The sequence below is a fragment of the Salegentibacter agarivorans genome (assembly GCF_900113135.1).
Classification (GTDB): domain Bacteria; phylum Bacteroidota; class Bacteroidia; order Flavobacteriales; family Flavobacteriaceae; genus Salegentibacter; species Salegentibacter agarivorans.
In genome coordinates, this window is record NZ_FOOH01000002.1 from 153,240 (window position 1) to 167,672 (window position 14,433).

The window sequence follows — 14,433 nt, forward strand, 5'->3', positions numbered from 1 at the left end:
TTACATAGAAATACAAGTCATCCAATTAGATTTAACGGGTTCTTGGTACGGGTTTAACAAAATATCATGCTTTGAATTTTCTGTACCTGGCCAGCATAAATACGTATATACTATAGCAAACCAAACCTGCAGCAACTAATCCCATTAGCCATGAACCATAAGGTGAATCCTGCAAAAATGAAAAAGCATCAGAGGTTCCCTTCATATTTGAAGTATTAGATTCTACGGCTGCCCTTATAAAAATATAAGCTAAAATCCCGAAAATAATTCCGCGAGCAATTAGCCCAAGGTAGCCGGTGTTTTTAACTGTTTTCCGTTTCTTTTCATCTGTAATAGAGTCGTAGCCAAAATCTTCAAGAAATTTCTTTGTTTTAGCTTTATTAAATTGGGCAATACTGGCTACAATAAGTCCTACGCCTATAATTGCAAAAACCACCACACCAAGGGTTCCGGTAATTCCACCACCAGAGCTGCCACCTGAAGATGATCCGGCGTTTATTAACGTCATAAATGCATAAACGGCCAGGCCCAGGTATAAAACAGCACTAATAAAATAAGCAACACGTTTTCCTTTCCCTTTTTTATCTTCTCCAATATTTTCAGGGTCCTGAATGGACTGAATAAATCGCCAGGCCGAGTAGCACAAAAGACCAAGACCTATTAAAACCAGTAAGGCATTTCCAAATGCTTGGTCTTCCAAAAATTTGATTACCTGTAAATTACTGGATTTTTGACCGCCCATATTAAATGCAGCGAGAAAAGTGAGTATCCCCATAATGCCATAAACAGTAGCTTTAGCAACATAACCCACCTGGGCCATTTTCTTTAATTTAGAGTCCATTTTCTTAAGAATTTGTTTGGTTAGTAAACTAAATTTAATTCTTTGAAAACGGTTAAACGAAGACTTGGGAAAATTTTAAAGGTTCAAAATTATGAATTTTGAAAAATTTAAATGTTTTAAATATAGGGTTTAAAAGATCTGTTTAGCGAAATATTTAAAGTAAAAATCTTTAAACCATTTCAAAAATAACCAGGGCGTACAGGTAAAATCTTACAAAACGCAGTAAACCAAACATAAGATAACTGGGAAATGGAAATTTTATAATTCCCGCTGCAATACTCGTCATCGCAAAAGGAATTGGGAGTAGGGCACCCACTATAATTAAAAATCCGCCCCATTTTCGGGTATTTTTAATATGTTGTGCCATTTTTACTTCAATAGCTTCGTGTACAGCCGGGATCTTAGTCATCCAGCGACCTATAAAGTAAGAAATTACACCTCCTAGGTAAGAAGCCAGTGCCAGTAAAGAAAGGTATAGAATTGGACTGGAAGATTTGCCAGACCATGCTATAAATAGTTCTGGCGGGATTAATCCCAGTAAAGATTCTGAAGCAAAGAAAACACTTATAATACCTAGCGGCGAATAAGTTTCGGTTACCGTTACCAGCATTTGCTCAATATCCAGCACCCAACGATCTATTGCCCAAAGCGCTGCTACAAATAAAACTATGGGTAAAATTGCTTTTTTTACACTTTTCCAAACAAAGCTGTAAAAACCGGTATAACTATAATACTGGTGCAATAAGCGTATGCGCGACTTCTTTTTAGATTTCGCATCTTTCTTCATCAAATTCTCCTTTAGCAATTTACTCACTAAGCGAGATTTAAATATTCCGATTTATATATCGGCTCCTTTAATTATCTCAGCTTAATGCCTTATGGGTTACCCCAGGATTTCTTATCGAGGTAGTTCAATAAGGTTTTTTATGCCGACTAATATTCAAATACCAGACCAGTTTACTCTTTCAAGCTAAGATCTAGTTTTCTTCAGCATATTCATTGAAAGCTTTTACGTATTCACGTAACTCCAATTCATTTACACGGTTAGAAGGATCTGCCATTAAAGAAAGTAGATAATCAAGACTTTCCTGCCCAGTTGCTTCTTCCTGTAAAGGTGCTTCTTCACCTTCCTCTACCGGATCATCTTCTGGGATCGCAATATTAAAAGAATCGTAAGCTTCTACGTGTTCAAAAGTTAACCTGATGGTTTTTGCCAATAAAGGCTGACCTTCTTCTACAACAAGGGTTCTTAATTCTTTCAGGTCGTTTACCAGGGTATTGGTAATTATTCCATTGCGCATTAAATCACGCTGAATCTTATTGAGTAATTTTTGGGCTTTGATATTATTCAAGAGAATATAGGTTAATCAGGTTATACTAATTTTTTTGCAAATGTACTGCTTTCGTAGTTTTATAAAACATTTTAACAAAGAAATTAAGAAGCTTTTATACACTTTTAAATGAGTTTTTGAGATTATTTATTCCTATAATCTTCATTTAACCCTTAATTATAAAGCCTCTAAAATTAACAATATCTTAGTCCTTAAGATTTCAGCGAAATCACATTGTTTAGTAGCTTTAGCCTAACTAAAAAATTAAAATACTATGAGTTTATTAAAAGGAAAAGTTGCATTTATTACCGGTGGAAGTAAAGGAATTGGATACGGCGTGGCCCAATCGCTTTTAGATTTGGGAATGAAGGTAGCCATAACAAGCCGTTCTAAAGATGCTGCTGAAAAAGCCGCTAAAGAACTAAGCGCAACTGATGCCTTAGGTCTTGAAGCCGATGTAAGAAATTACGAAAGTCAGGAAAAAGCCGTAAAGGCGGCAATAGATAAATTTGGGCAACTTGATGTGATGGTTGCAAATGCGGGAATTGGACATTTTGGATCTATAGATGAATTATCTCCAGAGAAATGGCAGGAAACTATCGATACCAATTTAACAGGAGTTTTTTACAGCGTTAAGTCCAGTTTAGCCGCTTTAGAAAAATCTAAAGGATATCTTATTACTATTTCCAGTCTTGCCGGAACTAACTTTTTTGCAGGAGGAGCTGCTTATAATGCCAGTAAATTTGGTTTAACAGGATTTACCCAGGCGGTGATGTTAGATCTTAGACAAAAAGGAATTAATGTAAGTACCATTATGCCGGGTTCTGTGGCTACTCATTTTAACGATCACACTCCAAATGCAGAAGATGCCTGGAAAATTCAACCGGAAGATATTGGTGAATTAGTTGTAGATCTTTTAAAAATGAATAAGCGTACCTTACCAAGTAAGATAGAGGTAAGACCATCGCAACCACCTAAGAAATAATTTTTTAAGAAATTAGAAATTGAGGCTGACTGAAAAGTATAATTTTCGTCAAGCTGAACTTGGTTCAGCTTCTAATTTGTTTTAACTATAAACATTTTATATCCTGAAATAAATTCAGGATGACAATTTTAAGAACTTTCCAGACAGCCTCTTTCTTTATCATTTCTTTTATCGTAATATTGCAATAAACAATTGAAAAATGGGTCTTACAAAATCGGAAATATTTAGCCCCTTGCAAAACGAACTGGCGGGAATCGCCAAAGTTCTGGGACATCCTGCAAGAATTGCCATTCTACAGGAAATAATAAAATCAAAATCCTGTATTTGCGGCGACCTGGTTCAGGAAGTGGGATTGGCGCAGCCTACAATTTCACAGCATTTAAAGGAGCTGAAAAACATAGGACTTATAAAAGGAGATATAGAAGGAACCCGGGTTTGTTACTGTATAAACCCTGAAAAATGGAACCATGTCAAAGAACTTTTTGCCACTTTTCTTGATTCTAATATTTCTCCTAACGATGAGTGTTGCTAAAGCAATAACTGGGTATCCAAAATTTCAACTCAAATCTTACTTATAGAATAAAAAATTCTTTTTGTTATGGCTCGAAAAAAGATGAATTTCCTCGATAAATATCTTACAGTATGGATTTTCCTGTCAATGTTTATAGGGGTAGCCATTGGCTATTATATGCCACAAAGTGCCGGGATTATAGATTCCTATAGCGTTGGATCAACAAATATCCCTATTGCCATAGGTTTAATTTTAATGATGTATCCGCCTTTAGCCAAGGTGAATTATAAATATTTACCTAAGATTTTTAAAAATGTAAAAATTCTTAGTGTCTCCTTATTACTAAACTGGATTATAGGCCCCATTTTAATGTTCTTTCTCGCCATAATTTTTCTCCAGGATCATCCCGAATATATGGTTGGACTTATTCTAATCGGCCTTGCCCGTTGTATCGCTATGGTTTTAGTATGGAACGATCTCGCGGAAGGAAGCAGCGAATATGGTGCTGGTTTGGTTGCTTTAAACAGCATTTTTCAGGTGTTTTTCTATAGTTTTTATGCCTGGATTTTTATCACCGTTTTACCGCCATATTTTGGGTTTGAAGGCGCTATTGTAGACATTTCTATTGGTACAATTGCTAAAAGCGTTGCTATTTATCTCGGTATTCCATTCCTGGCGGGCTATTTAAGTCGGGTTATTTTAGTTAGAGCCAAAAGCGAAGCCTGGTATAAAGAAAAATTTCTTCCGGCAATCTCACCGCTAACGCTTATTGCGCTTTTGTTCACAATTTTAGTGATGTTTAGCCTAAAAGGTGAAACCATCGTGGAGATCCCGGTAGATATTGTTTTAATTGCTATTCCGCTGGTAGTTTATTTTATTCTGATGTTTTTTATAAGCTTTTTTGTCTCTAAATATTTCGGTGCAGGTTATAAGCAGAATGCCTCTATTTCATTTACCGCAACCGGGAATAATTTTGAACTTGCCATAGCCGTAGCAATTGCTGTCTTCGGAATTGATAGCGGCCAGGCTTTTGCAGGAGTCATTGGGCCTTTGGTTGAAGTTCCGGTTTTAATTGGTTTAGTAAGTGTAGCGTTTTGGTTGAAACAGAAATATTATCCTAAAGAAAAATTAGCATAATGGCTGAAGTTTACGACGTTATAATAATTGGAGGCGGCCAAAGCGGACTCGCCTGTGCTTATTATTTAAGACGAACAAAACTGAATTATTTAATACTTGATGAGCAGGAAAACTGTGGTGGTGCCTGGCAAAAAACCTGGGATTCTTTGCGGCTTTTTTCTCCGGCAGATCAGTCTTCGCTTCCCGGTTGGTTAATGCCTAAGAACGAGGATGGATTTCCGCCCAAGGATCACGTAATTAATTATTTGTGCAAGTACGAAGAACGTTATGATTTTCCGGTGAAGCGTCCGGTAAAAGTTGAAAATGTAGAAAAAGAATCAGGTGTTTTTAAGCTTAAAACTTCAGCAGGAGATTTTTCAGCAAAAACAGTAATTTCAGCAACCGGAACCTGGAAAGCGCCATTTATTCCGAAAGTAAAAGGAATAGATATTTTCCGCGGAAAACAAATTCATTCAGCTCAATATAAAAATACCGATAAGCTTGAGAATAAGAAGGTGCTTATTGTTGGGGAAGGAAATTCCGGAGCACAAATTTTAGCCGAAGTTTCTAAAGTAACGAATACCAGTTGGGCAACTTTAAAAGATCCCGAATATTTGCCAGACGATGTAGATGGCAGAGTACTTTTTAATGTGGCCACTGCAAAATATAAAGCCGAAAAAGAAGGAAAGAAATTTGATCCCGCAGCTTATAACCTTGGTAATATCCTTATGGTGCCCACAGTTAAGGAAGCCCGGGAAAGGGGCGTACTTAAAACCAAAGGGAGTTTCACCGAGTTTACCGAGAATGGCGTAATTTGGGAAGATGGAACTAAAGAAGATTTTGACCTTATAATTTGGTGTACAGGTTTTCATTATGCTACAGATCATTTAAACAATATAGTGGATACCGATGCTAATGGAAAAATAATAACCGAAGGAACCAGAGCGAAAAACACTAACGGACTTTGGTTAGTGGGGTATGGTGGCTGGACAGGATATGCTTCTGCTACTCTAATAGGGGTGGGCCGAAGCGCACGCGCTACCATACAAGAAGTCTCCGAATATCTAAAAGACTAAGTTTCCCAATTTTTTAAGAGCTTTTATCCTCTAATATTGATGCATGTTAGGCTATGCCGTTAAACCCATACTAAAAATCTAAAATTGCTGGTTAGTTACTATACTCTGCGCTAATTTTGAGTGAAACCAAAAAAAAAATTAGATATGAGTATTAAAGGAAAAACTATAATTATAACTGGAGCTTCTAGTGGAATTGGAGAAGCTACCGCAAAAAAATTATCCCAGGAAGGCGCTAATGTAGTATTAAGTGCACGCCGTGAAGATAGATTGAATTCTTTAAAAGATGAGATCGTAAAAAATGGTGGATTGGCTTTAGTTGTTCCTGCTGATGTTACTAAGAAAGAAGATTTTAAAAAAGTTGTTTCCTCAACTTTAGAAGAATTTGGAAGCATTGATGGAATTATAAATAATGCTGGTTTAATGCCACTTTCTTACGTTAAGAATCTACATACCGATGAGTGGGATAAGATGATAGATGTAAATATAAAAGGAGTAACTAATGGTGTTTCTGCAGTGCTACCAACAATGATGGAGCAAAAAAGCGGAAATATAGTTAACATATCTTCTAGTGCAGCACACAAATATTATCCAGGTGGAGCTGTTTATTGTGCTACTAAAGCAGCGGTAAAAATGTTCACTGAAGGACTTAGAGCAGAATTAGCTCCTCATTACGGAATAAATGTAACTTCTATAGATCCAGGATTTGTATCTACAGAACTAACAGATACCATTACAGATGATGAGATCAAGAAAGATATGGAGCCAATGTTTAAAGAATTAACTCCATTGCAAGCAGAAGATATTGCTGAAGCAATCTATTATTCATTAAGTCAGCCGAAAAGAGCTAACATTAATGATGTATATATCATGCCAACAGATCAGGAGCAATAGATTAGGTTCCTTATTAATTAAAAAAAGCGTGTTTGGAATTTTCCAAATACGCTTTTTTTATGCCTAATATTTAAAGGTTGTTTCTTAAATTTCAACTACCATTTTTCCGGTGTTTTTTCCTTCAAAAAGATCTAGAAATGCCTGCGGCGTTTCATCAAAACCTTTTACAATAGTTTCATCGTATTTAAGCTTTTCTTCATTTAACCATCCTGCTAATTCTTTAATAGAACTTTCAAATTCTTCAAAATGATTACGCACTAAAAAGCCTTGCATTAAAGCACTTTTTTTAATCATAATTCCTTCAAGTCTTGAGCCGGTTGGCATACCTTTTTCGTTATAAATAGAAATCGCACCACAATTAATAATTCGGGCAAAGCGGTTAATATTCATCATAACTGCGTCCAGGGTTCCACCACCTACATTATCGAAATAAACATCTACGCCATCGGGACAATTTTTCTCAATGGCTTTTTGCATATTTTCAGTGGTTTTATAGTTGATTCCTTCATCGTAGCCGAATTTCTTCTTTATATGATCAATCTTTTCATCACTTCCTGCAATTCCAACAACTCTGCAGCCTTTAATTTTTCCAATTTGTCCGGCTACACTTCCAACCGCACCGGCAGCGCCAGAAACCACGAGGGTTTCTCCTTTTTCAGGCTTTCCAATATGTTTCAACGCTAAATGAGCGGTTAGCCCGGTTAATCCTAAAATGCCCAGGTAGGCACTTGGTTTGGCCAGGTTGGTATCAATCTTGTTCAAATTCTCACCCGTATGAATTTGATAAAGTTCCCATTTCAACATTCCGCTAACAACATCTCCAGTTTTAAAATCCTTGTTTTTGCTTTCTATAACTTCAGCAACCAACATAGATTCTATGGGTTTGTTTAATTCAAAAGGGGGAATATAGGATTCTTCATCGCGCATTCTTCCGCGTAAATAAGGATCTACTGAAATGTATTTGGTTTGCAGCAAAATCTCTCCATCTTTTGGGGAAGGCTTTTCAATTTCGGTAATTTCAAAATCCGATAAGGAAGGTTTTCCCTTTGGGCGGTTCTTTAAAAGTATACTCTTATTCATTTCTAAACTATTTAATTATTTTAATACTGAAATTTTCTTCATTATATCACGGCCAGAAAAATTCAGCTTTCGTTCAAATTACTGCTAAGAATAGAACCCTGCAACTCACAATTATTAATTTAAACTTAAAATCATTTTTTAAGCTGATTACTTCTGATAAACAGAAATGGATTAAACCGAAAAGAATAAGTTCGTAGCAAGATGCACCGTAATCTAATTTATGTTTCAAATGTTATCATTTCTTAAACTATTGGTTGATACTCTATAATACACCGTAACTTTGCTTCGATAAACGCATAAGATTTGCCCAACATTATACTTACTTACTGGCAGGAATTCCTGAAATATATTAGAAGCACCGATTTCTCTAAGGCAATGGTACTCACTTTTGCTATAGGTTCACCTGTGGGGATTTTTATTTGGTTGGGGAATTTTGAAATTGGAGTTGTTCTCGCAATGGGCGCTTTATTAAGTTCTCCCAGTGATATTCCGGGCAGTTTTAGACACAGGAATATAGGGGTGATTCTTGCAGCTATGCTGGCCGGTATTGTTTCTATAATTATGGGCTATGCTTCAGCTTATCTATGGCTGGTTTTACCACTTTTAGGAATATTAATGTTTGGTATTGCCTATCTCGCGGTTTACGGTTTTAGAGCATCGCTGGTTGTTTTTGCCGGTTTGTTTGCCATTGTACTAAGTTTTGCAAATATTTCTACTGAAATTCTACCCTGGGAACGCGGTTTACTTATTGTTGGAGGTGGTTTATGGTATTTGGTTTTAAGTAATATCTGGAATTTTTTAAACCCTAAACACCATACCGAACAGCTTTTAGCCGAATGTCTTGAACTTACCGCCAAATACTTAAAAACAAGGGCGCATTTACTTACTGAAACCGCTAAAAGAGAAAAACTTCAGAAGGAATTATTTATTCTTCAAACCGATCTTAACGAAAAGCACGAAAGTTTACGCAATATTCTTATAAACGCCAGGCGTGCCTCGGGGAATTCAAATTATGCCCGAAAACGTTTATTAATTTTTATTGAATTAGTAGATATTTTAGAGCTGGCAATGGCCAATCCTGTAGATTACAGTAAAATGGACGAAGTTTTACAGGAAGATCGCGAATTGTTGGAGCGTTTTAAAAAATTGATAAAAAAAATTGCTTTTCAGCTTGATGAAATTTCGGTGGTTATAGAGAAGAAAAAGAAATCTTCTACAAAAGAAATTAGGCAATATTTAAAGGCTGTAGAAGAAAATTTCCAGGAAGTTCGGATGCTTATTTCTTCAGAAAATAATGAGAAAACATTTCTACTTCAAAATTTATTCGATTATTTAGAAAAGCAGGGTCAAAAAATAAATACCATAGTTAGGGTTTTACATAATTTAGATACCCGGGAACCGGTTTTGCTGAAAAATAAAGAAGTTTCCCAATTTATTACTCCACAAGATTACGACCCTAAAATGCTTGTTGAAAACTTCAATTTTGGTTCTCCAATTTTTAAGCATTCCTTAAGGCTGGCTATTGTAATTTTAGTAGGATTCAGCATAGGATTATATTTTTCTTTTGAAAATGCTTACTGGATAATTCTCACTATTGTGGTAATTATGCGACCCAATTACGGACTTACCAAAGACCGTTCTAAACAGCGAATAGTGGGCACTTTAATTGGTGCGGTAATCGCATTGGGAATTGTTTTTATAACAAAAAACCAGGTAGTTTATGGAATTTTAGGACTGTTTTCCCTTACTCTTGCTTTTTCTCTAATTCAACGCAACTACCGTACAGCAGCTGTTTTTATAACTTTGAGTATTGTTTTTATTTATTCGCTTTTAAAACCAGATGTTTTTAATGTGATTCAGTTTAGGGTTATAGATACCGTATTGGGAGCGGGCCTTGCTGCCCTTGGGAATTTTATTTTATGGCCGGCCTGGGAGTCACAACATATTAAAAATGTGGTTAAAGAAAGTATTGGTGCCAACAAAAATTACCTGCAAGAAATTGATAGTTTTTATCATATAAAAGGAACTTTGCCAACCTCTTATAAACTTTCAAGGAAAAAAGCATTTTTAGAAATGGGTAATTTAAGTGCTTCCTTTCAACGTATGACCCAGGAACCTAAATACAAACAGAAAGAATTAAGCCAGCTTTATAAAATTGTAGGTTTAAATCAAACTTTTCTTTCGGCTTTGGCTTCGCTGGGAACTTTTATTCAAAATCATAAAACTACGGCAGCTTCTAAGAATTTTGAAGTTTTTGTGTCTCACATTTGTACTAATTTAGAAAATGCTATAAAAGGATTAGAAGAGGAAGAAACATTAAAAGGTTTTGACACTGCCCGCACAGAAAAAGCGGCTTCAGCTTTATTAAAAACCTATAAAGAATTATTGGTAGAAAGGGAAAATCAGTTAAAGGAAGATCCCGTAAAAGACCAAAAAGATGTACAATTAAGGTTGCAGGAAGCTCAATTAGTAAGTAGCCAGGTACAATGGTTATTAGAAATTTCAGAAAACCTTCAAAAGACCATAGCGAAAACAAACTTCAGCTAAATGAGTAAACGCCAATTAAAAAAATACCTTCAGGAATTAGATAAGGAGCAGCTGGAAGAGCAAATTGTAAATCTCTACGAACGTTTTATACCGGTAAAGGTTTTTTACGATTTTGTGTTTAATCCGCGGGAAGAAGAATTAATGCGGAAGGCCAAATTAAAGATTTCTAAAGAATATTTTCCTGAAACCAGGCGTAAACCAAAAGCCCGTAGATCTATTGCCCAAAAGGAAATTAAACATTTTCAACAACTTGGGGTAGAACCCCATTTAACGGCAGATTTAATGCTTTTTAATATTGAAATTGCCCAAACTTTTGCTGAAGAAAAAAGCAATTTAAAAGAAGCATTTTGTAAAAGTATCTTCAAATCTTTTGAAGAAGCGGTGAAGTTTATTTTGAAAAAAGGCGTACTTCCCGATTTTAAAAATAGAATTTTAAAAATAGCTGCGGAATCTGAAAATCAAAGCTGGCCAAATGCTTACAAATTCGAAAAAGTTGAAATGCAATTTCAAGACGCGCCGTAATTGTGTACATTTGAGAAAATGAAACCAGCATGATGCTGGAATCTATTATTGGCATACTACCGGAAATGGATTTAAGCCAGAGATGTTTTTTGCTATGGGATTGACCTTATAATTAATGAAAGTTTTCTTTCTTTTTTGTTTTCTTATAATCTGCACTTCAGGTTTTGCCCAGTTAGGCTTTTGTGAAGGGAGCAAGGGTGACCCTATTTTTTATGAAGATTTTGAAACCGCCTCGCAATTACCTGCCGGCACTACTAATTATACTTATGTAAACCAGGATCCACAAGATGGACAATATACACTTTCCAGCCAAATAGGAAGGGTAATCACTTCCTGGCATTCAAGTTTACCCAACGGCACCATTTCAAATCGAGATGCCTTAATTGTAAATGCTTCTTTTAGTTCTGGCAGATTTTACAGGACAGAAATTAACGGACTTTGCGAAAATACTACCTATGAGTTTTCTGCCTATTTAATTAATATTTACAATCGTTCCAGTACGGTATGTCCAGATGGTGGAATTCCTATAAATGTACGTTTTGAAATTTGGGATGAGAACGATGCTAACTTATTAAAAGAAGGAAATACAGGAAATATTCCCTCACAAAGCAGTCCGGAATGGGAGCAATATGCACTTACTTTTCAAACCGAAGCAGGTCAGGATTCTGTAATTCTAAAAATGTTCAATAATGGTGATGGAGGCTGCGGAAATGATCTTGCTATAGACGATATAATTTTTAGATCTTGCGGTGATCTTACTACGGTTACTGCTGAAAATGATGAAAACCGAATAGATATTTGTGCTGAAGAAGCCCCTATAACCCTTAGGCTGGAAGCAACTCCAGATTATTCGGTGTATAATACTCACGCCTACCAGTGGCAGGAAAGTAGCGATAATCAAACCTGGATAAATATTCCCGGTGAAAATGATGAAATCTATAACACTCCCGCCTTAAATACTTCCCGGTATTATAGGGTGAAAGTAGCCGAAGATCCCGTTAATTTAAGCGCTAATCTTTGCAGTTCTGTTTCAGAAATTTTTACTGTAAATATTTTAAAAACTCCTGCGTCACCACAAAGCGATGGTGATGTGAGTATTTGCAGTGATGAAGAAATTCCAACTTTAAGTGTTACAATTGAAGAAAATGAAGTGGCGAACTGGTATGATGAAAATAATAATTTACTGGTGCAAAATACCACCTCTTATCTACCCGAATCACCCGGTACTTATTATGTTGAAGCTTTAAATGAAGGTTTAGAATGTACCCCGAGTGCTAAAACAGCGATAGAATTTACTATAAATGAAACTCCACAGGTTGAAGATGAAGTTCTGCAACTTTGTGATGGGGCCAATTTAATCCTGGACGCCGGTTTACCGGGGCTTTCCTATCAATGGTCTACAGGAGAGAATTCTGAACAAATAGAAATAAATGCTGCAGGGAGTTATAGCGTGGTTCTTACCACGGCTGAAGGCTGCTCTACCACTAAAAACTTTGAAATTAACCAGGTTGATATTGCCGAAATTGAATCGGTAACTTCAGAGGAAGAAAATATAGTAGTAACCCCCGCGAATGAGGGTGATTTTGAATATTCTATAGATGGTACAAATTTTCAATCCTCAAATATTTTTACGTTGGTTCCCGGCGGAATTTATACCATTTATATGCGCGATCTTTCGTCGTGTAATACCGTAATCCAGGAATTTCCGCATATTGTGATCCCAAAATTTATTACCCCAAATGCAGATGGATATAATGATGATTTCAGCATTAACGGACTCGAATATTTTCCTTCTTCAGAAATAAGAATTTTTGATCGCTACGGGAAGTTAATAAAAGCAGATGATGGTAAAGATTTTAACTGGAATGGCACTCTAGACGGGCGTTCCCTTCCGTCAGACGATTACTGGTATCATATTAAAATTGAAGGCTTTAAAACCCTTAAAGGTTCTTTTAGTTTAAAGCGGTGAAGCTTTTTTACTAATATTTTTTATTCGTTGTGAGTTAATGCTTATTAAAAGCATTGCCGCAAATATTACCAGGATAATGGTGCTAAAATCAAAACCACCATCAATCATAAATCCAACTAATAATGGGCCTAAAGCGGTACTAATAACCATAAACATCGTAAAAACACTTCGAATGGCTCCCATTTTTTCGGTTCCGTAAATTTCAGCAATTAAGGATGTTTTAACCGTTCCCGCCATCCCGCCGGTAATACCGGCAGTAATGAGGAATAAAAGTGCACCAATAATACTATCCATTAAAGCAAAAGGAATAAGACCTAAAGTCATTGGAATAAGATATATTCTAAACATTTTTTTCGCGGTAAATTTATCCACCCATGTGCCACCAACCAGGGAAAATATAAATCTGGAAATAGCATAAACCGTAAAAAATGTTGCATAAAGTTGCGGAGACCAGCCTTTATCTTCTACAAATACATATTGATAAAAGAAAATAGCAGTGTTGGTAAAACCTAAAATAAAACTGGCAGGCATCATAATCCCAAAGCGTTTATCGGAAACCACGCTTTTATAATCTTTTAAAAGCAACCAGGTAGAAGGTTTTCCTTCGGTAGAAAGTTGCTTATCAAACGCTATTAGGTTTGTGAATTTTAAGCGTATTAAATAGAGTAGGAGGGCAATACCACTAATAATAGCTGCCATTCGCCAATCAAAAAACGCAATTATTGAAGTAATAATAATAGGAAAAATGGCTTCTCCCATAGAATATCCCAGGGAAGAAATACTAAGTGCTTTTCCGCGGTTTTTATCAAAATATTTGGAAATTATAGTCATACTAATATGGCTCATCAATCCCTGCCCACATAGTCTTAAGCCTATTAAAGCAACAAAAAGTATAGCGATATGATAAGAAAGCCCCAGCAAGATACTGGAAAGTCCAAGACTTAACACGGTGAACGCGGTTACTTTTTTCACCGGTTTATGGTCTACGGTATGCCCCACGCTAAGCATTATTATGGAAGCCGCTACCGTACACCCGGCGTAAATGGCTCCAAAAGTACCTTCGGTTATTGAAAAAGCTTTTACAATTTCTGGAACATATAATGAAATTAGGAAAGTTTGCCCAAAACTGGATAGAAATGTAAGTAGCCAGCCAAAACTGACTTTTCTATAATTTTCTCGTAAAAAGTAGAAATAATCTTTCAAACTGTTCTATTTCAATTTTTAAAAGTTGCAAAGTTAAGACTACAGGCGAACAATAGAGAAAAGTATGTGTTTTAATTCCTTGAAATATAAAAGCCACCCTTTTGAGGTGGCCTGGATTTCGATTTTTTGAATAAACCTAAATTATTTTTTAGGCTTTCCTTCTCTGGCTGGTTGCTTTTTTGGTGCTGCCTGTGATTTTTTAGGCTCCTTCTTTGCATCGTCCTTTTTGTGATTTGCTTGCTGTGCCATTTTATTTATATTTATTGATTAATAGAATAAAGATATACTTATAATAAACTGGTTAATAGTTAATTATGAAAATATTAACTAGCAGAATATTAACTTGAATCTTTAATATTTC

Annotated in this window: 13 protein-coding genes; 8 read left to right on the forward strand and 5 right to left on the reverse strand. The window is 35.9% G+C overall.

The window, feature by feature from the left end; all coding sequences use genetic code 11:
- Nucleotides 1–64: 64 nt before the first annotated feature.
- The 3 genes from BM084_RS02710 to BM084_RS02720 all read right to left on the reverse strand — a co-directional run bounded on the left by BM084_RS02710 (nucleotide 65) and on the right by BM084_RS02720 (nucleotide 2,193).
- Nucleotides 65–841, reverse strand: coding sequence for a DUF1206 domain-containing protein (locus BM084_RS02710; RefSeq protein WP_093302645.1), 777 nt, complete (start codon nucleotides 839–841; stop codon nucleotides 65–67).
- A gap of 169 nt (nucleotides 842–1,010) precedes the next feature.
- Nucleotides 1,011–1,628, reverse strand: coding sequence for a YqaA family protein (locus tag BM084_RS02715; protein WP_075326813.1), 618 nt, complete (start codon nucleotides 1,626–1,628; stop codon nucleotides 1,011–1,013).
- A 190-nt stretch (nucleotides 1,629–1,818) separates the two neighbouring features.
- Complete coding sequence (locus tag BM084_RS02720; RefSeq protein ID WP_075326814.1) at nucleotides 1,819–2,193, reverse strand: hypothetical protein; 375 nt, start codon at nucleotides 2,191–2,193, stop codon at nucleotides 1,819–1,821.
- Nucleotides 2,194–2,446: 253 nt separating this feature from the next.
- On the opposite strand from BM084_RS02720, the gene BM084_RS02725 reads away from it, so the two are divergent.
- The 5 genes from BM084_RS02725 to BM084_RS02745 all read left to right on the forward strand — a co-directional run bounded on the left by BM084_RS02725 (nucleotide 2,447) and on the right by BM084_RS02745 (nucleotide 6,751).
- Entirely contained in the window at nucleotides 2,447–3,157 is a 711-nt protein-coding gene (locus BM084_RS02725; protein WP_093302648.1) for an SDR family oxidoreductase, read from the forward strand.
- A gap of 199 nt (nucleotides 3,158–3,356) precedes the next feature.
- Complete coding sequence (locus BM084_RS02730) at nucleotides 3,357–3,689, forward strand: ArsR/SmtB family transcription factor (protein WP_057483221.1); 333 nt, start codon at nucleotides 3,357–3,359, stop codon at nucleotides 3,687–3,689.
- A gap of 66 nt (nucleotides 3,690–3,755) precedes the next feature.
- Nucleotides 3,756–4,805 (forward strand): ACR3 family arsenite efflux transporter, encoded by a 1,050-nt coding sequence (gene arsB, locus BM084_RS02735; RefSeq protein ID WP_075326817.1) that lies wholly within the window; start codon nucleotides 3,756–3,758, stop codon nucleotides 4,803–4,805.
- Entirely contained in the window at nucleotides 4,805–5,860 is a 1,056-nt protein-coding gene (locus BM084_RS02740; RefSeq protein ID WP_093302650.1) for an ArsO family NAD(P)H-dependent flavin-containing monooxygenase, read from the forward strand. Before arsB ends, BM084_RS02740 begins: the two co-directional genes overlap by 1 nt.
- Before the next feature lie 144 nt (nucleotides 5,861–6,004).
- Nucleotides 6,005–6,751: an SDR family oxidoreductase gene (locus BM084_RS02745; RefSeq protein WP_093302752.1), complete on the forward strand. Its 747-nt coding sequence runs from the start codon at nucleotides 6,005–6,007 to the stop codon at nucleotides 6,749–6,751.
- Between the two features lie 84 nt (nucleotides 6,752–6,835).
- Here the strand turns inward: BM084_RS02745 and BM084_RS02750 are convergent, their stop codons facing one another.
- Nucleotides 6,836–7,831, reverse strand: coding sequence for an NADP-dependent oxidoreductase (locus BM084_RS02750; RefSeq protein ID WP_093302653.1), 996 nt, complete (start codon nucleotides 7,829–7,831; stop codon nucleotides 6,836–6,838).
- 303 nt (nucleotides 7,832–8,134) lie between these two features.
- On the opposite strand from BM084_RS02750, the gene BM084_RS02755 reads away from it, so the two are divergent.
- The 3 genes from BM084_RS02755 (at nucleotide 8,135) to BM084_RS02765 (ending at nucleotide 12,869) form a co-directional block, all read left to right on the forward strand.
- Entirely contained in the window at nucleotides 8,135–10,378 is a 2,244-nt protein-coding gene (locus BM084_RS02755; RefSeq protein WP_245764324.1) for an FUSC family protein, read from the forward strand.
- A complete protein-coding gene (locus BM084_RS02760; RefSeq protein WP_093302655.1) occupies nucleotides 10,379–10,900 on the forward strand; it encodes a DUF6155 family protein in 522 nt (173 codons plus the stop codon).
- 115 nt (nucleotides 10,901–11,015) lie between these two features.
- Nucleotides 11,016–12,869, forward strand: coding sequence for a T9SS type B sorting domain-containing protein (locus BM084_RS02765; RefSeq protein ID WP_093302658.1), 1,854 nt, complete (start codon nucleotides 11,016–11,018; stop codon nucleotides 12,867–12,869).
- On the opposite strand, the gene BM084_RS02770 is transcribed toward BM084_RS02765, so the two are convergent.
- Nucleotides 12,858–14,072 (reverse strand): MFS transporter, encoded by a 1,215-nt coding sequence (locus BM084_RS02770; RefSeq protein WP_093302660.1) that lies wholly within the window; start codon nucleotides 14,070–14,072, stop codon nucleotides 12,858–12,860. The genes BM084_RS02765 and BM084_RS02770 overlap by 12 nt on opposite strands.
- Nucleotides 14,073–14,433: the final 361 nt, after the last annotated feature.

What these genes read in the sequence shown, in the direction of transcription:
- BM084_RS02715 (WP_075326813.1), bottom strand. Translation starts at nt 1,628, where the DNA reads ATGAAGAAAGATGCGAAATCTAAAAAGAAGTCGCGCATACGCTTATTG.
- BM084_RS02740 (WP_093302650.1), top strand. Translation starts at nt 4,805, where the DNA reads ATGGCTGAAGTTTACGACGTTATAATAATTGGAGGCGGCCAAAGCGGA.
- BM084_RS02710 (WP_093302645.1), bottom strand. Translation starts at nt 841, where the DNA reads ATGGACTCTAAATTAAAGAAAATGGCCCAGGTGGGTTATGTTGCTAAA.
- BM084_RS02750 (WP_093302653.1), bottom strand. Translation starts at nt 7,831, where the DNA reads ATGAATAAGAGTATACTTTTAAAGAACCGCCCAAAGGGAAAACCTTCC.
- BM084_RS02760 (WP_093302655.1), top strand. Translation starts at nt 10,379, where the DNA reads ATGAGTAAACGCCAATTAAAAAAATACCTTCAGGAATTAGATAAGGAG.
- BM084_RS02745 (WP_093302752.1), top strand. Translation starts at nt 6,005, where the DNA reads ATGAGTATTAAAGGAAAAACTATAATTATAACTGGAGCTTCTAGTGGA.
- BM084_RS02725 (WP_093302648.1), top strand. Translation starts at nt 2,447, where the DNA reads ATGAGTTTATTAAAAGGAAAAGTTGCATTTATTACCGGTGGAAGTAAA.
- BM084_RS02730 (WP_057483221.1), top strand. Translation starts at nt 3,357, where the DNA reads ATGGGTCTTACAAAATCGGAAATATTTAGCCCCTTGCAAAACGAACTG.
- arsB (WP_075326817.1), top strand. Translation starts at nt 3,756, where the DNA reads ATGGCTCGAAAAAAGATGAATTTCCTCGATAAATATCTTACAGTATGG.
- BM084_RS02765 (WP_093302658.1), top strand. Translation starts at nt 11,016, where the DNA reads ATGAAAGTTTTCTTTCTTTTTTGTTTTCTTATAATCTGCACTTCAGGT.